This is a genomic window from Pontibacterium sp. (assembly GCF_964228735.1).
Lineage (GTDB): Bacteria > Pseudomonadota > Gammaproteobacteria > Pseudomonadales > Balneatricaceae > Pontibacterium.
On sequence record NZ_CAXRBQ010000123.1, the window covers coordinates 1 to 22,317 of the forward strand.

General features: G+C 55.0%; 18 protein-coding genes. 6 read left to right on the forward strand and 12 right to left on the reverse strand.

Annotated features, from left to right (window positions below):
- Nucleotides 1-131: 131 nt before the first annotated feature.
- The 4 genes from ACEQ15_RS13965 to ACEQ15_RS13980 form a co-directional block, all read right to left on the reverse strand.
- The gene (locus ACEQ15_RS13965; protein WP_370279824.1) at nt 132-1,892 is read right to left on the reverse strand and encodes a sensor histidine kinase; all 1,761 of its coding nucleotides are present in this window, start codon (nt 1,890-1,892) and stop codon (nt 132-134) included.
- Nucleotides 1,893-1,905: 13 nt separating this feature from the next.
- The gene (locus tag ACEQ15_RS13970) at nt 1,906-3,102 is read right to left on the reverse strand and encodes a substrate-binding domain-containing protein (RefSeq protein ID WP_370279825.1); all 1,197 of its coding nucleotides are present in this window, start codon (nt 3,100-3,102) and stop codon (nt 1,906-1,908) included.
- 103 nt (nt 3,103-3,205) lie between these two features.
- Nucleotides 3,206-4,387, reverse strand: a complete 1,182-nt coding sequence (locus ACEQ15_RS13975) for an acetate/propionate family kinase (protein ID WP_370279826.1) — start codon at nt 4,385-4,387, stop codon at nt 3,206-3,208.
- Nucleotides 4,387-5,328 carry a bifunctional enoyl-CoA hydratase/phosphate acetyltransferase gene (locus tag ACEQ15_RS13980; protein ID WP_370279827.1) on the reverse strand — a complete coding sequence of 314 codons (942 nt, stop codon included), beginning with the start codon at nt 5,326-5,328 and terminating at the stop codon, nt 4,387-4,389. Before ACEQ15_RS13980 ends, ACEQ15_RS13975 begins: the two co-directional genes overlap by 1 nt.
- A 253-nt stretch (nt 5,329-5,581) precedes the next feature.
- On the opposite strand from ACEQ15_RS13980, the gene ACEQ15_RS13985 reads away from it, so the two are divergent.
- The 5 genes from ACEQ15_RS13985 (at nt 5,582) to ACEQ15_RS14005 (ending at nt 10,988) form a co-directional block, all read left to right on the forward strand.
- The gene (locus ACEQ15_RS13985) at nt 5,582-7,177 is read left to right on the forward strand and encodes a methyl-accepting chemotaxis protein (protein ID WP_370279828.1); all 1,596 of its coding nucleotides are present in this window, start codon (nt 5,582-5,584) and stop codon (nt 7,175-7,177) included.
- A 102-nt stretch (nt 7,178-7,279) separates the two neighbouring features.
- Nucleotides 7,280-8,536 carry a DUF2252 family protein gene (locus tag ACEQ15_RS13990; protein ID WP_370279829.1) on the forward strand — a complete coding sequence of 419 codons (1,257 nt, stop codon included), beginning with the start codon at nt 7,280-7,282 and terminating at the stop codon, nt 8,534-8,536.
- Between the two features lie 98 nt (nt 8,537-8,634).
- Nucleotides 8,635-9,210: a GNAT family N-acetyltransferase gene (locus ACEQ15_RS13995; protein ID WP_370279830.1), complete on the forward strand. Its 576-nt coding sequence runs from the start codon at nt 8,635-8,637 to the stop codon at nt 9,208-9,210.
- Between the two features lie 112 nt (nt 9,211-9,322).
- Nucleotides 9,323-10,357, forward strand: a complete 1,035-nt coding sequence (locus ACEQ15_RS14000; protein ID WP_370279831.1) for a DUF2333 family protein — start codon at nt 9,323-9,325, stop codon at nt 10,355-10,357.
- A 163-nt stretch (nt 10,358-10,520) separates the two neighbouring features.
- Nucleotides 10,521-10,988, forward strand: coding sequence for a DM13 domain-containing protein (locus ACEQ15_RS14005; RefSeq protein WP_370279832.1), 468 nt, complete (start codon nt 10,521-10,523; stop codon nt 10,986-10,988).
- Between the two features lie 63 nt (nt 10,989-11,051).
- Here the strand turns inward: ACEQ15_RS14005 and ACEQ15_RS14010 are convergent, their stop codons facing one another.
- From ACEQ15_RS14010 to ACEQ15_RS14045, 8 genes are all read right to left on the reverse strand, one after another.
- Nucleotides 11,052-11,423, reverse strand: a complete 372-nt coding sequence (locus ACEQ15_RS14010) for a histidine triad nucleotide-binding protein (protein ID WP_370279833.1) — start codon at nt 11,421-11,423, stop codon at nt 11,052-11,054.
- A 64-nt stretch (nt 11,424-11,487) separates the two neighbouring features.
- The gene (locus tag ACEQ15_RS14015; protein WP_370279834.1) at nt 11,488-13,008 is read right to left on the reverse strand and encodes a SpoVR family protein; all 1,521 of its coding nucleotides are present in this window, start codon (nt 13,006-13,008) and stop codon (nt 11,488-11,490) included.
- Nucleotides 13,005-14,294: a YeaH/YhbH family protein gene (locus ACEQ15_RS14020; protein ID WP_370279835.1), complete on the reverse strand. Its 1,290-nt coding sequence runs from the start codon at nt 14,292-14,294 to the stop codon at nt 13,005-13,007. Before ACEQ15_RS14020 ends, ACEQ15_RS14015 begins: the two co-directional genes overlap by 4 nt.
- A 119-nt stretch (nt 14,295-14,413) precedes the next feature.
- The gene (locus ACEQ15_RS14025; RefSeq protein ID WP_370279836.1) at nt 14,414-16,336 is read right to left on the reverse strand and encodes a PrkA family serine protein kinase; all 1,923 of its coding nucleotides are present in this window, start codon (nt 16,334-16,336) and stop codon (nt 14,414-14,416) included.
- A 150-nt stretch (nt 16,337-16,486) separates the two neighbouring features.
- Nucleotides 16,487-17,620 carry a dihydrolipoamide acetyltransferase family protein gene (locus ACEQ15_RS14030; RefSeq protein ID WP_370279837.1) on the reverse strand — a complete coding sequence of 378 codons (1,134 nt, stop codon included), beginning with the start codon at nt 17,618-17,620 and terminating at the stop codon, nt 16,487-16,489.
- The gene (locus ACEQ15_RS14035; protein WP_370279838.1) at nt 17,617-18,603 is read right to left on the reverse strand and encodes an alpha-ketoacid dehydrogenase subunit beta; all 987 of its coding nucleotides are present in this window, start codon (nt 18,601-18,603) and stop codon (nt 17,617-17,619) included. The genes ACEQ15_RS14030 and ACEQ15_RS14035 overlap by 4 nt, the downstream gene beginning before the upstream one ends.
- Entirely contained in the window at nt 18,593-19,684 is a 1,092-nt protein-coding gene (pdhA, locus tag ACEQ15_RS14040) for a pyruvate dehydrogenase (acetyl-transferring) E1 component subunit alpha (RefSeq protein ID WP_370279839.1), read from the reverse strand. The genes ACEQ15_RS14035 and pdhA overlap by 11 nt, the downstream gene beginning before the upstream one ends.
- A gap of 22 nt (nt 19,685-19,706) precedes the next feature.
- Nucleotides 19,707-20,747, reverse strand: coding sequence for a Leu/Phe/Val dehydrogenase (locus ACEQ15_RS14045; protein WP_370279840.1), 1,041 nt, complete (start codon nt 20,745-20,747; stop codon nt 19,707-19,709).
- 314 nt (nt 20,748-21,061) lie between these two features.
- Between ACEQ15_RS14045 and ACEQ15_RS14050 the strand changes: the two genes are divergently transcribed.
- Nucleotides 21,062-22,270 (forward strand): murein L,D-transpeptidase family protein, encoded by a 1,209-nt coding sequence (locus ACEQ15_RS14050; RefSeq protein WP_370279841.1) that lies wholly within the window; start codon nt 21,062-21,064, stop codon nt 22,268-22,270.
- Nucleotides 22,271-22,317: the final 47 nt, after the last annotated feature.

Here is a 22,317-nt window from a genome sequence, read left to right on the forward strand (position 1 = left end):
AAAGCTTAAACAGACGCATAACTGACTGTCCTCCGTGTGTGCGTAAAACTCCTACGAACGTTCAGACTAAGCGTCGTGGATTTAGTTCGTGCTACCGAGTGGTTGTTCACTCAGAGCGGCAGGTTCCGGGTTTATTTCGCGGGTGTGTTCTTTACGTTATAGGCGTGCTCGGCCGGCACAAACACATCAATGGCTACACCTTCGTTATCGGTACCTGGGCCGATGCTCAGGGTGGCGTTCATATAATCCGCGCGCTCCTGAATACTCATCAAACCAAAACCTCCGCGTGTGGCCTCTTTCTTCAGTGAGTTGGGCAAGCCCACACCGTCATCCTCAATGATTAGCCTGAGCCCCTGCAACTCATCTTTAAGCTTGATGGTGACCAGCGTGCCTTTGGCATGTTTCATAATATTGGTCAGGGCCTCCTGGGTGATGCGGTACAGGTTGGACTTGATTTCGTCCTTCAGCGGTTTTTCCTGCTCCAGCTCCATCAACACGCCATAATCCTGCATCTCAAGCTGCTTGATGGTCGGGATTTTTGGAATACTGATGCTCAGGCCGAAGTCGTTCATCTCGAACGGACGCAGGGATTCGATCCGGTTGTAGACCTTGTCGTACATCAGGTTGATGATGTTGAGGCACTCGCTGACGGTTTCTTTGGAGGCATCTTCGTGCATCAGCTGATCTTTCAGGGTCACCAGGTTGATATGTACCACCGCCAGCAGCTGGCTCATGTCGTCGTGCAGGTCGTTGGAGATGCGCGAGCGTTCATGCTCCTGCGAGCTGATCAGGTGGTGCAGGATGCGGCGTTTGTCTTCGTTGATGGCGATCAGTTCGGTGTTGGTACGTTCCAGCATCTCCTCTTTCTGCTTCAGGTCGCGCATGATCTGCACGATCTCTTCGCCGATGGCGTTGAAGTCGGAGATATTGGTGCGCCGCCAGGTGGTGCGTTTATCGGCGTGTGCTTTACGGGCGAACAGGATCAGTGACTGTAGCTGGGTATCGACGGAGCTGGACAGGGTGAAGGCGATCGCCAGGGAGATTAGCAGGGCAACCACGCAGCCAAACAGCATGGTCTCCCAGAACTGCAGGCGCAGGTCCTGGCTTAAATCATCGTTGGGGGAGAACTGAATTTTGAAGTTCTCGCCTAATACCGTGTCACCTAATGACGTTACTACCGTATCGTCCTGTTCCATCGCCAGCAATGTCGTTAGCCAGTTATCCCGGCGGGGGCTGGGGAATTCCACCGTGCTGATCGGTTGGTTGTCATACTGGAAGCTGATTTTGCGCAGGCCATTCTGGTCATAGAACGACAGCTTCTCCAGCAAGTACTGGTTGTCGGAGAGTTTGATGCCACCGGCCAACTGACCGATCACCTTACCTGAACTTTTAATGTCCAGGTTGATGGTGTACACCCCAAGCAAGGTGTCCTTGATCTGCAGGGTGTTCCAACCATAACTGTCCAGCCCGCCGTTGCGGATAATCAGTTCATCGCAGGAGAGGTGGTGCAGCTTGGTGAAATAGCCGGCAAACAGGAAACAGCGGTTGGAGCCGTGAAAGGAGACCGCGATGAAGTCGTAGCGGACCTTTTCGAACTCCTCTTCCCAGGCAGAGAGGGTGGAAAGAAAGTTGGCCTGATCACCCCGGTAGAAGGACTCGATCATACGCTCGTTGGAGCGGATGGTCAGCAGGTTATCCTCCACGCCATCCAGGTAGGTGCGTAAGCCCTCCTCCAGGCGAAACGACATCGCGTGGTTGTGAGAGTCGACCTGTTTGCCGATGATCTCCCGCGACTCATAGAAGATGTTGATCAGAAATGAGACGAGGAAGGTAAAGGTTGCCAGCAACAGCAACAGGAAGGTGATGGTTTTAAACCGTAGGTTGGCGCGCATAGTGGGGCCGTGTTCACAAATCCTTGTTGGAGTATTGGAAAGCCTGGCTTTCCATCCGTTTTATCTCATCCAGCGACATACTCTCATCCAGTATAGTGAAGTCTCCCGAGAAGATCAGAGGTACCGGTTTGCCTTCGAGATCACGCTTGATCGCTTCCGCCATGGAGATGCCGTTGGCGTCGTTCATGCGCATCAGTACCACCTTAAGATTGCCATTGACCAGTTCCTGGATTTCCTCGGACCCACCGCCCCAGCCGTTGACGATGATGTCCTGGCGACCGGTTTCACGTAGGGCATCCAATGCGCCAATTGCGGTGTCGGTGCCACAGGCATAGATGTATTTGATGTTCGGCGTCTCTTTCAGGATCTGCAGGGTGGCTTTGTAACCGCCCTCGCGGTTGGAGTTGGCGTAATAACTGGTACGTAGCTTGTGGTAGCTGCCGATCTCCCGGATAAAGGTCAGGCCACGCATCTCACTCACCAGCCCTTTGTTGCGGAACAGCACAGCGTAGGGGGTTCCCCGCGGCATGCGTTGCCTGAAGTACTGCGCCAACCGTTTGGCGCCTTCGGCATGGTCAAAACCAGTGTACATAAACGGCTGGCGGCTGCCCCAGTCTTTGATCGGGGTGGTGATGTTCTGCAGGATCAACTTGATGTTGGTGCCACGAATCAGGCGCTCGACCATTGCTCTCTGGCGGGCGGAATCCAGGGTGTACACCAGATAGTCTGGCTTCCACTCCAGCATCTGCTCTATTTGGGTGAGCTGTTTGGAGATCTCGCTGAACGGTTTGGTGTAGCGGGTTTGCAGTTCGTAGTTGATGCCCAGTTCATCCATGCGCAAGGCAAAGGAGCGCACACTGCGCAACCAGTACCCGGAGTATTGGATGGACGGGTAGATGATGCCGATCTTGATCTTCTTGTGTGGTGTGCCCACGGGTACCGATTCGTTACGCACAGCGGCAATCAGTTCGGCTGAGGCCTGCTGTTGTTCCGGGTGTTCTGCGTAGTATTCGTCGTACATCCAGTAATCGGCCAGTTTCCCAGCCCAGACACTGCCGCTGACAGCCATCAGCAGGGATACCAGAAGCAGTGTGCAACGGCGGATGAAAGTGCGAAATGGGAGGCTGTAATGGTGACGCTCGGGCATGGTTTGCAAGCCTGCTCTGGGTTGAATCCGGAATCGATCGGTCTGAACCGTAGATTCTGGCATGGATTCAACATGGATATAACAAATCGGAGCCAATCACTACATGATTAGCCCCGATTGCAGGTGCTGTCCAGAGCCTGGAATGAATTGGTGGCACGTAAAGCAGTTAGTCGTGCAGCAGTTCTTCCACGTGGGTGGCGATCATCGCTTCTTCATCGGTTGGGATCACGCGTACCACAATACTGGAATCCGGCGTGCTGATAACGCTTGCGCCGCGATCGTTGGCGTCTTTATCAATCTGAATACCCAGCCAGCTACAGCGGTCCAGCGCACGCTGACGTAGGTCGGCATCGTTTTCACCGATACCGCCGGTGAATACCAGCTGCTGCAGGCCTTCCAGCGCCGCCGTCAGGCGACCGATCTCCAGCGCAATACGGTAGGCGAACATGTCGATCGCCTCTTCAGCGTGTGGATGATCCGCCTGGTGCAGTTCCAGCATATCGGCGCTGATGCCGGATACGCCCAGCAGGCCACTCTCCTTGTTGATCAGGGTTTCCAGCGCATCCAGATCCATATCGTAATGACGTGCCAGGTAGATCAATACACCCGGATCGATGTTGCCGCAGCGGCTGCCCATGGGTAGACCATCCACTGCGGTAAACCCCATGGTGGACGCGATCGACTGACCCGCTTTTACCGCACACATGCTGGCGCCGGCGCCCAAGTGACAGATCACGGTATTCAGGTTGCCGCTTTCCAGTTGGGTCAGCTGGCGCTGGATAAACTCGTAGGACAGGCCATGAAAACCGTAGCGGTGTACACCCTCTTCGGTGAAGCGGCGTGGAATGGCGTAGCTACGCTCCACTTTAGGCTGGCCGACGTGGAACATGGTGTCGAAGCAGGCGATCTGTGGCAGTGAGGGTTCCAGGATCTGGCAGGCACGGATCAGCTTCAGGTTGTAGGGCTGGTGCAGCGGCGCCAGCGGTACATACTGTTCCAGCGCCATCAGCAGCTGGGAATTCACCCGCATTGGATTGCTGAACTGCTCACCGCCGTGCACCACACGGTGGCCAAAGGCGATCAGCTCGCTCTTCGGCACCTGCTCGCCAATCCAGTTCAGCACATGCTGCAGGGCGGCCTGGTGACGGTTGTCGCGGAATGCGGCAGACAGATCCAGGTCAGCTTTTTCTATTGTTTCGCCAGCGCTGTTGATAATTTTGCAACGGGCATCACCGAGTATGTTACCCAGTTTAAAGGTAAACAGACGGTTCAATCCGCTCTTCTCCTGAGCGAAGAGGGCACACTTCAGGCTTGAAGAACCGCCATTGACGGTCAGTACAGTCTTCATTACTCAATACCGTTCGGGTGCAGAACCATGTGTGATGCCAGAGCGCAGGAGGCCAGACGGCCTAGGGTTTTCTCGGAACGACTGGTAAGGATGATCGGTACCTTGGCTCCCAATGCGATCCCCGCGGATTTTGCGTCGGCCAGGTAGACCAGTTGCTTAGCGATCATATTGGCGGATTCCAGGTCCGGTGCAAGCAGGATGTCGGCATCACCGGATACAACCGACTTGATGTGTTTGTCGATAGCAGCCTGCTGGGAGATCGCGTTATCAAACGCCAGCGGGCCATCCAGGATGCCACCACGGATCTGCTCGCGATCAGCCATTTTGCACAGTGCTGCTGCATCGATGGTGCTCTGAATCGCCGGTTTCACTTTCTCCACCGCAGACAGGATCACCACCTTGGGTACATCCACACCCAAAGCATGGCAGAAATCGATGGCGTTCTGGGTGATATCACGCTTGGTCATCAGATCGGGGGCGATGTTGATCGCCGCGTCAGTGATGATCAGTGGTTTGTGGTAGTTCGGCACATCAAATACAAACACGTGGCTCAGGCGACGCTCGGTACGAATACCCTTGGTTTTATGCACCACAGCACTTAACAGCTCAGACGTCGCTAAATTGCCTTTCATCAAGGCACAGGCGTCAGCGGTGCGAATAAGATTGCAAGAATGTTCGGCTGCTGCATGGCTGTGCGGAACGTCGATGATTTCGTAAGGGGTGATGTCGAGGTTATTTTCGTCGGCAGCGGCTTGGATTTTATTTTCCGGGCCCACCAGGATTGGCTGGATCAGACCTTGCTCGGCTGCTTCAACAGCGCCCACCAGGCTATTGTGGTCGACAGGATGAACAACGGCAGTACGAATTGGCGTGGCTTTGATCGCCTGCTCGATAAAGAACTCCAGCTGATCATGAAGGGGAGGTTTCTCTTTAATAATCATCGTACGTTTTCCTTAATATTGGGAATCGATGTTCGCGTTTCCCGTTCTTTGCCTGCGTCTATGGGTATTGGACTAAAGGCTATGATAACTCTGTGAAGCCATTATGACGCAGTGCAGCAATTACGACTATTGATATGTATCAGAGGGCTTAACTTCTGAATCAACCTGCCGAAAACACCATTTATTACAGTAGTAAGCTTATAACTTTGTTCTACACTCAAGCGGATAACCATTTATTGAGGGAGTGTTCTAAATGAATACCGGTATTGCCCGAGTAATCGACGGAATGTTACGTGCATTGGGCTGTCGCACGCTGAACCAGCAGTTTCTGTTGTCGTACGCAATCATCTTCTTATTGGCGGCGGCATCGGGTATCTCCCTGTACCTTAGTATGGCGATTGACCCGAATACCATTAACGTGGCTGGTCGACAGCGCATGCTGAGTCAGCGTATTGCGAAAGAGGCGATGCTGGTGGAAGCCGGGATTGAGCAACGGGCGGTGTTGGAAAAAACAATCACCTTGTTCGAGCGCTCTCACCGGGCAATTGTGGATGGTGATTCCGCACAGAATATGAAGCGGATCACCAATCCTGAGATCCTGGCGCAGTTGCAGAAGGTAGAGGGATTGTGGAAAAACTATAAAGGCCTTCTGCTGCGTCATATCGACAACGCCTCCAACGAAACACTCTCCCAAATTCATAAACAGTCACCGGTTGTTCTTAAGGAGATGAACAAAGCGGTGGTGATGATGACCAAAGAGTCCAGCAGCATTACCCGCAGCTACCTGATGATCGCCTTTGTCTGTGTCATTTTGATCCTGGTGCTAGTGGTGATGGGGCGCGTCTTTGGCCTGCGCATGCTGATGGATAACATCCTGCGTCTGGAGAAGCGAATGACCCAGGTGGGCAGTGGTGACTTCAGCCACCGTTTCAGTATCACCCGCGAAGACAACGAGATTGGCCGCTTGTTTAAGTGCTACAACGATATGTTGCAGCATGTCAGTGATCTGATGGCGAAAGTGCAGGCCGTAGCCGGTAATACTGACCGTCATGTAGGCCGTGTGGCTAAGGCTACCGCGGATACTGAGCGTGGTGTAAGCCGTCAGTATGACGATCTGGAACAGGTGGCTGCCGCGATCACTGAGATGGCCGCCACCGTCCAGGAAGTTGCCGGCAATGCTGTCGAGGCCGAACGGGCGGCCGGTGAAACCGATAAGCAGGCGAATACCGGTGGCGAAATGGTGCGCCGTTCCGAGATGCAGTCTAAGGAGATGCTGAAAACACTGAAAGCAACCGAAGAGATGTTGCTGCAGCTGGAGAGCGAAACCCAGGCGGTTGATCAGGTGACCTCGGTGATCAACGATATTGCCGAGCAGACCAACCTGCTGGCACTGAACGCAGCGATCGAAGCGGCGCGGGCCGGTGAGCAGGGGCGTGGCTTTGCGGTTGTGGCGGATGAAGTACGCACCTTGGCACAACGAACCCAGCAGTCTACCCACCAGATTCAGGACATTGTCGAGCGTTTGCAGCAGCAGTCACAGACCGCAGTATCCTCGATGGAGCGCAGTACCCAGTTGGCGGGTGAGAGCAGTGAATTGTCCCAGGCGGGGGCCGAGGCGTTGCAGGGTATTATTGACTCCACCTCCACCATCTCCTCTATGAACACCATGATCTCCACTGCTTCCGAGGAGCAGAGTGCTGTTGCGGCCGACATCGATCAGCGCGTGGTGAATATCTCCGCCGTGGCCGGGGAAACCAAGGAAGATACCCAGCGCGTGGTGGAAGCGACCGAAGAGATCCGTCGTGAGATTCATGAGCTGAATATGCTGGTGCAGAAGTTCAAGCTTTGATCCCTGTTCTGTCGTAAACATCTGAAAGCCCGGTTGTGATTGCAATCGGGCTTTTTTGTTGCCACTGTTTCAGAGCAAGCAGACCAGTAGAAGGAGCGACAGATGAAAGTTCTTCACACCCGGGCGGTGCAAGTTCAGGAACAGATTGAACGCTTTAATGCCGGGTTGCCCGAGTCGGATCGGGCACTGAAGTTTGAAAAAATGGCACAGTCACCGTTTATTTTCTATCGGGGCAGCAGCCACCTCTACTGGTACGATGTGTCGCGGGATTGGCGTATCTCGCTGTTTGGTGGCCGCCCGGAGAGCCAGATCTGGCTGCAGGGTGATGCGCATATCTATAACTTTGGCGCGCTGCACGATCACCAGAACCGGATCTATTTCGGCATGGACGACTTTGATGATGCAGTGGTTGCCGATTATCAGTTTGACCTGTGGCGATTGGCGGCGAGCATGGTGCTGGATCTGCAGGAGCGTGAGTTCTACAGCGATGAATTGGTGGACCAGGCGGTGAAAAAACTGGGCAACAGTTATGTTACCACCGTGGCGGAAGCTAACCCCGATTGTCCGGCGATCCGTATGGAACATGCCCCAAAGCCCCTGCGAAAATTCCTGCAAAAAGTCCATGAGAAAAATACCCGGGAGCGGATGCTGGGTAAGTGGACGCAGGAGGGTTTTCATACCTTTGATCACCAGCATGAGAAACTGGAAGCGCTGGAAGATGATCTGTTTCTGAAGATCAAAGCTGCCGTGGATGACTATCACCAGACCCGGATACCGGAAGTGGATGGTATTCCGAAAGTGCTGGATGTCGCCCGCCGTACCCAGGCCGGCACCGGCTCATTGGGCAGCCGTCGCTACTACGTGCTGGTGGAGGGAGATTGTCCACGGGAAAACGTGATTCTGGATATCAAGCAGCAACGTGAACCGGCTTCAGTGGAAGCGATGCCACTGCCGGAACAGCAGTGGTACCGGGAAACCTTTACCCATGAAGGGCGGCGCCACGCGGATGCGTTCCGGGCGATCGCTGAGCATCCGGACGGCTGGTTAGGCTGGCTGAGTTTGGAAGGGAAGCTGTACTCGGTCAGGGAGCGCTCGCCGTTTAAGAAAGACTATCCGGCACACAAGCTTAATGCCGATGAGTACTTGGAGATGGCGGCGATCTGGGGTGAGGTGCTAGGCCGTGAGCATGCACGGGGCGCGTACTGCGTGCAGGAGCCTGAGTCACGCTTCAGTGATTTCATTCGCAGTGAAATTCTGCCGCAGAAAAAGGCGTTTGTGCGCCTGTTGCGTGCGGTTGCGCCGCATTATGCACGTTGCGTGCAGCAGGACTGGCAGGTGTTTTGTGCCATGCAGGAATAACACAATCGCTTAATTGTAAGCCCTGCTTTACATATTCACGTCAAACCTGAACGTTACGGTCTATCCTTAGAGTGTTAGCGATAGCTAGGGGTATGGCGATGAACATCAGGCCGGCTTTTTCAACCGATGCCGACGCACTTGCCTATCTGACCAATCTATCGTCCGAAGGGATGTCTGGATGTATCTGGGAGCACCTGGCGCAAGGGGAAGAGACCCCTTTGCAAGCCGGGGCTCGTCTGATTGCGAAAGATAGCGGCATCTTCAGTTTTCACAACACAACGGTCATCGCACAGGGCCACCAGGTTCTGGGGCTGATTTCCGGGCGGCATCTGCAGGGCAGCAATCTGCCGGTCCGGCTGGATGACTTCCTGCCGTTTATCCGACCGTTGATCCAGCTTGAAACCAAGGTACAGCATACGTGGAACATCACGGCGCTGGCTGTGGATGAAAGTGTGCGTCACCGCGGTCTTGCCATGCAGCTATTGGAAGCGATTGAGCAAAAAGCACAGACGATGCGTCTGCGCCAGCTCAGTATCGCGGTCGCCAGCGAAAACACCGAAGCCTGTTCGTTGTGCCAGGGGTTTGGCTTTCAGGTGATTGCCGAAGAGGAGTTCATCCGCTTTGGCAGCCTTATCCACAACGGTAAGTGGTTGATGATGGTGAAGGACATTTAATCCTTCCCAGCTGCCACCGATCAGATATTGTCCGATTTTAGGTTTTGGAACCTGTCCAGTTGTCGGTGGATGGGGCATAATCACGCGCATACCAAGTACTTAGGGAAGACAGATGGGACGACTATTTGATTGGTGTGTGGATCTTTGGGATGCCACACCGGGCGGTAAACTGGTGCGTATGGTTCTGGCTGCATTGGGCGCATACCTGGTGCTGTCGATTCCGGTAGGCATGTACTGGAGTATGACACCGGCGGAGTTTGATCCGGTTGCAGCGGCGAAAGAGGATGCGCAGGCGCGTGGCCTGACACCGGCAACGGGTTATACCACGGTGTACACCCTCAATCAGGTGATGACGACCCTGATGGATAAGCCGGGTGGCTACATCACCAACGACCGTACCCCTCCGGGTGTCTGGCTGGACAATATCAGCCACTGGGAGTTTGGTGTGCTGGTACAGGTACGTGACCTGAGCCGTGCACTGCGTAAGGATTTCAGTCGTTCCCAGTCCCAGTCGGTTGAATACCCGGCGCTGACCGTTGCTGAGCCGCAGTTCCATTTCGACAACAGCAGTTGGATGCTGCCATCCTCCGAGTCCCAGTACAAAGAGGGCCTGGAAGCGCTGCAGACCTACCTGACTGCACTGGCAGACGGTGGCCAGGCAGATGCTCAGTTCTACGCCCGTGCTGACAACCTGAATAACTGGTTGGCGGACGTACAAACCCGTCTGGGTAGCCTGTCCCAGCGCCTGAGTGCCAGTGTGGGTCAGAAGCGTCTGAACACCGATCTGGCGGGCGAAGCGGAAGCAACCCAGTCAACAGCCACCGCATCCGAGCAGGAAGTGAAAACACCGTGGCTTGAGATCGATGACGTATTCTACGAAGCACGGGGTTATACCTGGGCTCTGCTGCACGTCCTGCGTGCCATGGAAGCGGACTTCGGCCCAACGCTGGACAAGAAAAATGCCCGTGTCAGCCTGCGTCAGATTATCCGTGAGCTTGAAGCCTCTCAGGATACCGTGTGGAGCCCGATGATCCTCAATGGTGGTGGCTTCGGCCTGTTTGCCAACCACTCTCTGGTGATGGCGAACTATATCTCCCGCGCCAATGCGGCGATCATCGATCTGCGTGAGCTGCTGAGCCGCGGCTGATGTGATTGAGTGCTAAAGAGAAGGGCAGCCGATTTGGCTGCCTTTTTCATAGTTCCAGGCAATTTCCGCCTACACTTACAATAACCTGAAAACTGATGTACCGCGTGCGGTGCCTGCTGTAGCCATAGATAACGGTTATCGCCAGACGCAATTGGAGGAGCCCATGAAGCGTATCTTTTTACTGATCACTCACCTTGGTGCTGTAGCGCTTGGTTTTGCGCTGGGTATCTACATGCTGCCCATCCTGACCGAGCCGCAGGGACCATCGATGACCGAAGTGGAAGCGGTCGCCTCCACCTCGACCTACAATGCTGAGTTTAAGCGTGATCTGGCGGGCAGTGATCTGCTGCACTGGGGCGAGGGCACCGTGTATGTCAGCCCTAAAGCGATCTCCCTGATGGGGGAGGTGTCACCGGGTCCGGATTACAAGCTCTACCTGGCTCCTGAGTTTGTGGAAACGGAAGAGCAGTTCCTACAGGTTAAGCGCAACTCAGTGCAGGTGGGTGAGATCAAAACCTTCGATAACTTCGTGGTAACCCTGCCTGAGGGGGTCGATCTGGAACAGTACAATACGGTACTGGTCTGGTGTGAGACCTTCGGTGAATTTATTACGGCTGCTAAATACCGTTAGAGCGGCTGACGTTATTATCGCAGTAACTAAAACGGGCGCCTGAAGCGCCCGTTTTTTGTGCCGTTATGCCACCGGCTGTTTGAGGTTCTCATCGAAGTACGGTGGCCAACCCAGTGGCTTGCCGCCCAACAGATGCAGGTGGATGTGGAACACGGTCTGACCGCCGTGGCCGTTACAGTTGAAGACGGTGCGGTAACCGCTTTCGTCAAAGCCCTGTTCCTTGGCGATCTTACCTGCGACCTGCACCATGTGGCCCACCAGTGCCTGGTCTTCGTCAGCAATCTCATTGGTGGAGGCAATATGTTTCCGCGGGATCACCAACGCGTGGGTTGGTGCCTGCGGGTTGATATCGTTGAAAGCGATGACCTGGTCATCTTCGTAGATAATATCTGCCGGAATTTCCTTGTTCAGAATCTTGCAGAACAAACAGTCCATAGTGATACCCTTCATTGCTAAATACGGCTGAGTTCACAGCAGTATAGCGATGAGCGGGGAATCATTAAATCGCTGCTTGAATCATGTCCGTTTGTATCGGCGGACAATGCATCGAGTTGCTGACCGTACCGTCCGGCAGTACCGACTCCAGATGCACATCAAAGCCCCACAAGCGGTGCAAGTGACGCAATACCTCTTCACCGTCCTCGGCTAGTGGCTGGCCGTTGTGCACATAGTGGCGCAGGGTCAGAGCACGATCGCCGCGAACATTCACGTTATACACCTGGATATTCGGTTCACGGTTACCCAGGTTGTACTGGGCCGACAGGTCTTCTCGGATCTGCTGATAACCGATCTCGTCGTGGATTGAAGAGACGCCTAAGGTTGGTTTCTCCGAATCGTCCAGGATGGTGAACAGTTTCAATTCACGGATCAGTGCCGGCGACAGGAACTGCAGAATGAAGCTCTCATCCTTGTAGTTGCGCATGGCGTTGTGCAGGGTTTCGTTCCAGTCGCTGCCAGCAATATCCGGGAACCAATCGCGGTCTTCGGCGGTTGGGTTTTCACAGATGCGGCGGATATCCTGCATCATGTTGTAACCCAGGGTGTAAGGATTGATACCGCTGAAGTACGGGCTATCAAACGGTGGCTGGTAGATTACGCTGGAGTGGGAGTGGAGGAACTCCATCATAAAGCCATCGGTCACCAAACCCTCATCATACAAGGCGTGCAGCAGGGTGTAGTGCCAGAAGCAAGCCCAACCCTCGTTCATCACCTGGGTCTGTTTCTGAGGATAGAAATACTGGGAGACCTTGCGCACGATACGGATGATCTCACGCTGCCAGGGCTCCAGAAGTGGTGCATTCTTCTCGACGAAATAAAGAATGTTCTCCTCGGGTTCAGCCGGGAAGCGCTGCTCGGTGGCTTTTGCCTCTGTTTCCTTCTGCGGGATGGTGTTCCACAGCTGGTTAACATGGCGCTGGATGTACTCTTCGCGTGCCTGCTGGCGTTCGCGCTCTTCCGCCGCGGTGAGGGGTTGTGGACGCTGGTAACGGTTCACGCCGTAGTTCATCAGGGCGTGGCAGGAGTCGAGGATCTCTTCCACCTCGGTCACGCCGTAACGCTCTTCGCATTTGCGGATGTAGTTCTTGGCGAACAGCAGATAGTCGATGATCGCCGTGGCATCGGTCCAGGTGCGGAACAGGTAGTTACCCTTGAAGAAGGAGTTGTGACCGTAGCAGGCGTGCGCAATCACCAGTGCCTGCATGGTCATGGTGTTCTCCTCCATCAAGTAGGAGATGCAGGGATCGGAATTGATCACGATCTCGTACGCCAGGCCCATACGTCCGCGTTTGTAGTTCTGTTCCGTTTCAACAAACTGTTTGCCGAACGACCAGTGGTTGTAGTTGAGTGGCATGCCCACGGAGGCGTAGGCGTCCATCATCTGTTCGGACGTGATGATCTCAATCTGATTGGGATAGGTGTCCAGACCAAAACCCTCGGCGATACGGGCAATTTCCCGGTCGTATCGCTCGATCAGTTCAAAGGTCCATTCTGCGCCGGTGGAGATAGGTTCCTTCTTCATGCGGCCCCCTCGGTCTTCTTCTCAAACAGCTTACGGAAGACAGGATAGATTTCCGATGCATCCGTTATCTGATGCATGGCGAACGCTTCTTCCCATTTCGCATGCACCTTCTCGTACTCCATCCACAGATTCTGGTGTGGACCGGTGGTGATCTCTACATAAGAGAAATACTGCACTTTTGGCAGGATCTTAGCGTCCAGCAGATCGCCACAGATGTTGGAGTCACCATCCCAGTTATCCCCGTCCGAGGCCTGGGCGACATAGATGTTCCAATCGCCTGGTGGGTAGCGGTCTTCCAGAATCTCAGCGGTCAGCTTGAGCGCGCTGGAAACGATGGTGCCGCCGGTTTCACGGGAGTAGAAAAACTCCTGTTCATCCACTTCTTTGGCGTGGGTATGATGGCGCACAAACACCACTTCAATCTGTTTGTAGTTCCGCTTCAGGAACAGGTACAGCAGGACAAAGAAACGCTTGGCGATATCTTTGATGCTTTGGGTCATGGAGCCGGACACGTCCATCACGCAAAACATCACCGCCTTACTGGACGGTACCGGTACCCGGATGGTGTTGTTGTATTTGATGTCGAAGTCGTCGATCCATGGAATGCGCTTGATGTGCTCTTTCAGCTCCTCCACGCGCTCGCGCAGACACACGATCTGCTGAGCCGCTTCCTCGTCGGGTAGACGGGCTTCCAGCGTCAGGATCTCCTGCTCGAGTTCGCGTATTTCGCGGCGTTCTTTGCCGCTCAAGGCGACACGGCGGGCCTGAGCCGAGCGCAGGGAGCGCACGATATGGATCTTTTCCGGTGCCCCGGCATTGGTAAAGCCGGCGCGACGGGTTTCAAACTGGGTGGTGTTCTTCAGCTGCTTCTTGACCAGATAGGGCAGCTCCAGGCCGTCGAACATAAAGTCGAGGAACTCATCCTGGCTGATCTGGAAGGTGAAGTCGTCCATCCCTTCACCCTGGTTGCTGGCGCTGCCTTCACCGGCACCGCCACCACCGCCACCACCGGAAGGGCGCTGAAATTCATCCCCGACTACAAACTCCTTGTTGCCCGGGAATACACGTTTTGTCTTGCCACCAGGACCGTGGTGGAAGATCGGCTCGGAAATATCGCGTCGGGGGATGGTAACCGAACCGCCCTGATCGATGTTGGTGATCGAGCGACTGTTTACCGCATCCTCTACCGCTTCCTTGATATGCTTCTTATAGCGTTTCAGAAAGCGCTGGCGATTGACCGTGCTTTTCTTCTTCGAGTTCTGACGGCGGTCGATGATATAGCTCATACTTCCGATCCCCATGAAGGGTCGATGCTTACTTACAGCCTGCGCAAACAGCGACCTGCTAATTGATCCGTAATATCCGGAGAGCCAGGCGGCCCTCCGGGCAGTCTGCTATTCAGCGATTACTGCGACTTACGTACGCGGATGTACCACTCGGACAGCAGGCGAACCTGCTTCTCGGTGTATCCACGTTCGATCATGCGTTTAACAAACTCGCTGTGCTTCTTCTGGTCGTCGCTGGAAGCTTTGGCGTTGAAGGAGATAACAGGAAGCAGATCTTCTGTGTTGGAGAACATCTTCTTCTCGATCACCGTACGCATCTTCTCGTAGCTGGACCAGGCCGGGTTCTTACCGTGGTTGGAGGCCCGAGCGCGCAGAACGAAGTTGACGATTTCATGGCGGAAATCTTTTGGATTACTGATACCGGCAGGTTTTTCGATTTTCTCCAGCTCTTCGCTGATCGCCTGTCGGTCCAGAATGTCACCGGTTTCCGGATCGCGGTATTCCTGATCCTGAATCCAGAAGTCGGCATAAGTTACGTAGCGGTCAAATATGTTCTGACCGTACTCGGAGTAGGATTCCAGATACGCGGTCTGGATCTCTTTGCCCAGGAACTCGATATATTTCGGTGTGACGAATTCCTTCAGGAAGCCCACGTAACGTTCCTGCATCTCCGGTGGGAACTGCTGCTGTTCGATCTCTTTTTCCAGCACGTACATCAGGTGTACTGGGTTGGCGGCCACTTCAGATGGATCGAAGTTGAACACCTTGGACAGGATCTTGAACGCAAATCGGGTGGAAAGACCGTCCATGCCCTCGTCCACACCGGCGGAGTCTTTGTACTCCTGCAAGGATTTGGCTTTTGGATCGGTGTCTTTCAGGTTCTCACCGTCGTAGATCCGCATCTTGGAGTATATGCTGGAGTTTTCCGGTGACTTCACACGTGACAGCACGGAGAACTGGGCCAGCATGTTGAGTGTGTCTGGTGCACAGGGTGCAGAGGACAGCGAGCTGTGCTCCAGCAGCTTCTCGTAGATATGGATCTCTTCGGTAACACGGGTACAGTACGGCACCTTCACGATATACACACGGTCGATGAAGGCTTCATTGGTTTTGTTGTTCTTGAAGGCCTGCCACTCCGATTCGTTGGAGTGCGCCATGATGATGCCGTTGTATGGGATGGCACCCATACCTTCGGTGCTGTTGTAGTTGCCTTCCTGGGTCGCGGTTAGCAGAGGGTGCAGCACTTTAATCGGCGCTTTAAACATCTCTACAAACTCCATCATACCCTGGTTGGCACGACATAGCGCACCGGAGAAGCTGTAGGCATCGGGATCGTGCTGGGCAAACTCTTCCAGCTTACGAATATCAACCTTACCCACCAGGCTGGAGATATCCTGGTTGTTCTCATCGCCCGGTTCTGTTTTCGCGATGGCGATCTGGTCAAGCACAGACGGATAAAGCTTAACAACACGGAACTTGGTGATGTCGCCGCCGTACTCATGCAGGCGTTTTACGGCCCACGGAGACATAACGCCTTTCAGGTAGCGTTGAGGAATACCGTATTCCTCTTCCAGAATGGAAGCGTCCTCTTCCGGATTAAACAGCCCCAGCGGTGATTCAAACACCGGGGAGTCCTTGATTGCGTAGAACGGCACGTGTTGCATCAGGTACTTCAGCCGTTCTGCCAGTGAGGATTTACCGCCACCCACCGGACCTAGAAGATAAAGGATCTGTTTGCGCTCTTCGAGTCCCTGAGCTGCATGTTTGAAATACGCCACAATGTTTTCGATGGCATCTTCCATTCCATAAAATTCGCTGAACGCAGGGTAGCGCTTGATCAGTTTATTGGAGAAGATGCGGCTGAGACGTGGGTCGGAGGCAGTATCTACAATCTCCGGCTCACCAATCGCCTGTAGCATCCTTTCTGCAGCATCGGCATATACCGACGGGTCTTGCTTACACAGATCGAGATACTCGTGCAGAGACATCTCTTCTTGCTTCGTTGACTCGTAGCGGGTTCTATAATGCTCAAAAATACTCATTGTGGTCACCTTCCTATTGAGATCCTTTAAAATCAGACGCTTAAGGGCTCATCGTGTTGTTCTCTCTGGTTGTTTCGCTTTTTAGTGTAGTTCACATTTTGGGGTGTCGAACGAATTGATTCTGTTTTTTAGACAACGCTTGTTCGAATTTTAACCAATTGATTCTTCAGAGAATTCCTGTTCAAGAACTCGAATGATTTCCCCCATAAAACGTGCGGCTTCCCCACCGGTGGCAGCGCGGTGGTCAAACGTCAGCGAAAGGGGCATCACCCGGTGCACAACCAGCTCGCCATTAACCGCAACCGGCTGCTCGCGGATCACCCCGGCGCCGAGAATCGCCACCTGCGGTGGAACGACCACCGGAGAGGCGTAACGACCGGCGATGGTGCCAAAGTTGCTGAGTGTGATAGTCGCTCCCTGCAGCTCTTTTGGCGGGATGGTGCGGGCTTTGACGTCGGCCCGCATCTGATCGAGACCGGCGCGCAACTCTTCACTGCTGCGCCGTCCGATATCACGCAATACCGGCACAAACAGTCCCTGATCGGTATCCACCGCGACCCCAAGATTGATTTTGCGGTGCTGGCGTCGACTCAGATTATTGCCGTCGAACCAGGTATTCAGCGCAGGCTCCGCTTTGCAGGCTGCGGCAATAGCATTCACCAGCCGCATGGTGATATCGGTGCCTTTCGGCCAGCTGTGGATATCGGCGTCTTCACACAGAGTGACCGGAACCACTTCTGCATGGGCCAGCGCCATGGTTTTGGCCATCTGCTTACGTACCCCGCGCAACGGTTTGGCATGACCGTGGGTACGGTTCATGTTGGCGGCTTGTTCCACATCCTGAGGAGTGATGGCGCCTTCCCGTCCGCTGCCCTGCAGGCCGTTGAGGTCCACGTTCAGGCGTTTGGCCAGGGCACGCACTGCCGGTGTGGCACGGGCACTCTGGTGGGCGCGGGTGCTGGGTGCGGCGCCGATGATAAAGTCATCGCCGGCGGCAGTACTGTCGGCGGTGGGGATTTCGCCCACCACGGTGCCGCTGTCGTCGCTCTCTTCACTGATGTATTCAACCAGTGGTTCGCCGGTGTGGATGGTATCGCCCACATCACCAAACAGGTGGGCGATCACGCCGTCCTGCGGCGAAGGGACTTCAACAATCGCCTTAGCAGTTTCCACCGATGCCAGGATCTGGTCAGTTTTTACCTCATCACCTTCCTTGACGTGCCATTCCACAATTTCGGCCTCGGGCAGTCCTTCACCCAGGTCCGGCAGTTTGAAGTATTTCATACGAACTCCAGTGTCTGTCTGACCGCATCCTTAATATCGGCGGTGTTGGGCATAAAGTGGTTTTCCAGTCGGTAGTACGGCATCACCGTGTCATAACCGGTTATACGCACCGGCGGCGCTTGCAGATCCATCAATGCTTTTTCGCACAAATTAGCTGCGATCTCGGCACCGACACCGAGATTACGGGAGGCCTCGTGAACGATGGCACAACGGCCGGTTTTGGCAACGGACGCCAGGATGGTGTCCATATCCAGCGGGCTGATGGTCGCGACGTCGATCACCTCGCAACTGATGCCTTCCTCTGCCAGCTGTTCGGCCGCTTCCAGGGTTTCCTTCACCATTGCGCCCCAACTCACCAGGGTGATGTCGGAGCCCTCGCGCAGGGTGAAGCAGGTGTCCAGTGGCAGGGCGGCGCCGTTGTCCGGTACTGGCTGTTTGCTGGCGCGGTAGATCCGTTTGGGTTCCAGGAAGATCACTGGATCGGGATTTCGAATGGCGGACAGCAGCAAGCCGTAGGCACGGGCAGGGGAGGAGGGAATCACCACCCGCAGACCCGGAATGTGGGCGAGCAGAGTTTCGGTGCTCTCGGAGTGGTGCTCCGGTGCACGGATACCACCGCCAAAGGGCGCGCGCAGCACCATCGGGCAGGTCAGACGGCCGCGGGTACGGTTACGCAAGCGGGCCGCATGGCAGATGATGTGCTCCAGTGCGGGGAAGATAAAGCCCATAAACTGGATCTCAGCGACAGGCTTCAGGCCCTGGCTGGCCATCCCCACGGTGAGACCACCGATCATCGCTTCCGCCAGTGGGGTGTCCATCACCCGACGGTGACCGAAACGGTCTTTCAGGCCGGCAGTGGCGCGAAATACACCGCCGTTGGTGCCCACGTCTTCACCCAGGATGACCACGTTCTCGTCATGTTCCAACTCATGGGCGAGCGCCAGGTTGACCGCTTCGACCATGGTAATTGCTTCATGAGTCATGGTGTGTGCCTCCTTTCATCGCTTTTACCATCGCCCAGTCACGCTGTTCGTGCAGCTGCTTGGGCAGTTCGGCAAACAGATGATCAAAGATCGATTCGATCGGTTGGGCCGGTGTGGCCAGGTAACGTTCGGTGGCGGTTTGCACCATGCTGTTGACCTCCTCCTGCCAGACGGTTTCCTGGGTTTCATCCCACCAACCCTGGCTGTGCAGGAAAGTGCGCAGGCGTTTAACCGGTTCCAGTTCCCAGGCTTTCTTCAACTCCTCGTTGTCGCGGTAACGGGTGGCGTCGTCGGCGGTGGTGTGGTCTGACAGGCGGTAGCTGATCGCTTCGATCAGGCTAGGACCTTTGCCGTCACGGGCTCGCTCCAGGGCCAGCTCGAACGCTTCGCGCACGGCGATCACGTCGTTACCGTCCACCTGTTCGCCACGGATACCCGCGCCGATCGCTTTTTGTGCCAGTGTGGGTGCGCCGCTCTGCAGGGCACGGGGCACGGAGATCGCCCATTGGTTGTTGTTCACCACAAAGACCACCGGCAACTGCCAGGCACCGGCCACGTTCAGGCCTTCGAGGAAGTCACCCTTGGAGGTGGCGCCGTCGCCGCAGAAGGTTACGGCAACACGTTTTTCATTACGCATCTTGATGGCGGTGGCAACGCCACAGGCGTGCATCGATTGGGTGGCAATAGGTACACAGTTGGGAAAGTCCTGTCCCTGCTGAGCAGATGCGTTACCGCGTTCATCACCGCCCCAGTACAGCAGGACCTCCTCCATCGGCATGCCACGCAGCATCTGGCTGGCGTGATTGCGGTAGTACGGGATCAGTACATCTTCAGGACGCATCAGCAATCCGGCGGGTACGTCGATCGCTTCCGATCCCAGCAGGGAGGCGTAAGTGCCGAGCTGGCCGGTGCGCTGCAGCGCGATCGCTTTATTATCCAGGGCACGTGCCAGAACCATATTGCGGTAGCAGAGGGTCAGCCATTCGGGATCTTTTGCCCAGTCCGGTAATTCGGTCGTGGCTGTGCCCTGCGCGCTGAGATACTGGCGATAACGAATATCGCCTTCATATACAGTGTCCATGTGCTCTACTCCTCTATGAGGTTTACGCAGCAGAATGCAGTGCCGCCCGGGCGATGATGGTTTCGGCCCGTTCGTTGGCGATACGGTGGGTGGAGCGATCTTCCTGATCGGCCTGTTGATACAGCTGGCCTAGAGAGGTGCCTATCTGGCGTACTTTGCTATGGATCGCTGCATCACTCTGTCCTGCGTGTTGCATGGCGACGAAGATCAGGCCTCCGGCGTTGATCAGGTAGTCGGGGGCGTACAGAATGCCGCGGCGACGCAGTAGCTCACCGTGTTCTTCCCGTTCCAGTTGGTTGTTGGCGGAGCCAGCCACGATGCGGCAGCACAGCTGTTGCAGGCTGTGGTCGTTGATGATGGCGCCAAGACCACAAGGGCAGAACACGTCAGCTTCAACCCCGTAGATCCGGTCAGGGGCGATCGCTTTGGCGCCCAGTTCATTGACCGCCTTAAGGACTTTGGCGTTGTCGATATCGGAGACGGTCAGGTGGGCACCGCTCTTATAGAGCAGTTCGGCAACGGCGTATCCGACGTGACCGAGGCCCTGTACGGACACATGGATGCCATGCAGGTCATCGCTGCCGTATGTGTGTTTGACTGAGGCTCTGATTCCTTCGAACACACCCAGCGCGGTATAGGGCGACGGATCGCCGGTCTGGCTGGTACAGGTCACCCACTTGGTGGACTGACTGATAGAGTCCATATCACTGGTTTGCGTGCCACTGTCCATGGCGGTGATGTATTTACCGCCCAGGTCCTGCACGAAGCGCCCAAACGACTTCATCAGGGCGTGCCGATCAAAGTTATGCTCGGGTTTGATGAGCACCGCTTTGGCGCCGCCGTGGGGCAGGCCAGCCAGGGCAGCTTTGTAGCTCATGCCGCGGGCGAGTCGGGTCGCATCGGTAATGGCGTCGGCTTCACTTTGGTAGCTGATAAAACGACAGCCGCCGATTGCAGGTCCACGTACAGTGGAGTGAATCGCAATGATTGCTCTTAAACCGCTCTCAGGGTCGCAGGCTAGATGCAGCCTTTCCAGGCCCGCGTTTTCCATCTGTTCAAACATGACGGGATCCTCCGTACGCGTTATCTTGGAAAACCTTATTGTGCGTTTTGGAATCATCCCCCAATCGCTGATCACCATGATTTTTATAGGGATTTCCCGAACGCCACTTTGCGTATCCTCCTATTTTGGATAGCACAGCTTTTCGCAAAGTTCAGATAAATTTAGCGAATTTTTCTAACAAGTTACGGTCACAGATCCGGAACCGATCACTGCTAACTGCAATGCGGCAGGCGGGTTAAATTTTGATCTGGGGTGTTTGCGCAGATGCGGTTATAATCACCCCCCTACGACCACCACACTGAGTTTGAGTGACTATGTACAAACTGGTACCAGGGATACTGTTAGCCGCCGCAATCGCAGCCCAGCCGCTGCATGCGGAGACGCCTGCCAGTTCTCCGGCACAGGTACAACCGGATAACGAAGAGCTGCTGCTGAGCAGCTTGCGGCACCTGCGTGAAAATCGGGTGGATTCTGCCCTGCAGGATCTGCGTACGCTGACCAGTCAGCAGCCGGATTTTCGCCTTGCACAGTTGATCTACGCAGATTTGATGACGGCACGTGGTGCGCCCCTGACGGATGTAGGTCGTAACCGGGCGATTGATGACAAACAGCTGCACGGCCTGATCTCCGAAGCGAAAGCACGTTTACTGATTGAACAGGAGAAACCGGCGCCGGATATGGTGCCTGCGTCGATGATCCAGCTGGCGCCGTCACAGAAATACGCAATTGTGATGGATACCCGTCTGCGCCGTCTGTTTGTGTTCGAAAATGTGATGGGCGTACCGAAGCTGATCAAGGATTATTACGCCTCCTACGGCCGTGGTGGTGTCGGTAAAGAGCGCCAGGGGGATCTGAAAACTCCACTAGGTGTCTACTTTGTAACTGGACGTTTCCTGGACGAAAATCTACCCGAGCGATACGGTACCGGTGCGTTGCCGCTGAACTATCCTAACCGGTGGGATGAGCGTCTGGGCCGCACCGGCAACGGTATCTGGGTACATGGCTCGCCGTTCGAAACTTACAGCCGTCCGCCAGAGGCGAGTGAAGGTTGTATCTCGCTGAGCAACGTAGACTTCACTGAACTCGATGGTCTGGTGGATATCCGCAATACGCCGGTGCTGGTGGGTTACAACGTGCGTTGGATGAAACGCAGCGACTGGCTGGCCCAGCAGGCTTCCTACCGGGGGCTGGTGGAGAACTGGCGTGTGGATTGGGAGAGCCTGGATAACGATCGTTACTTGTCCCATTACTCTACCGATTACAAAAACGGTAGTTGGGATTATAAGCGTTTTGCGTCTCACAAGCGTCGCGTGAATTCGGGTAAAAAATATATCAAAGTGGACGTGGATCAGCTCAGTCTGTTCACCTATCCGGATCAGCCGGACCTGTTGGTGGCGACGTTCCGTCAATCCTATAAAAGCAGCAACTACAAAGGTGATTCCATGAAACGTCAGTACTGGGTGCTGGAAGACGATGGCTGGAAGATCGCCTACGAGGGCAATCCGGGACGGGGTAAACCTTAAACACTATCAACATAAACAAAAACGCTCTTCAATGAAGAGCGTTTTTT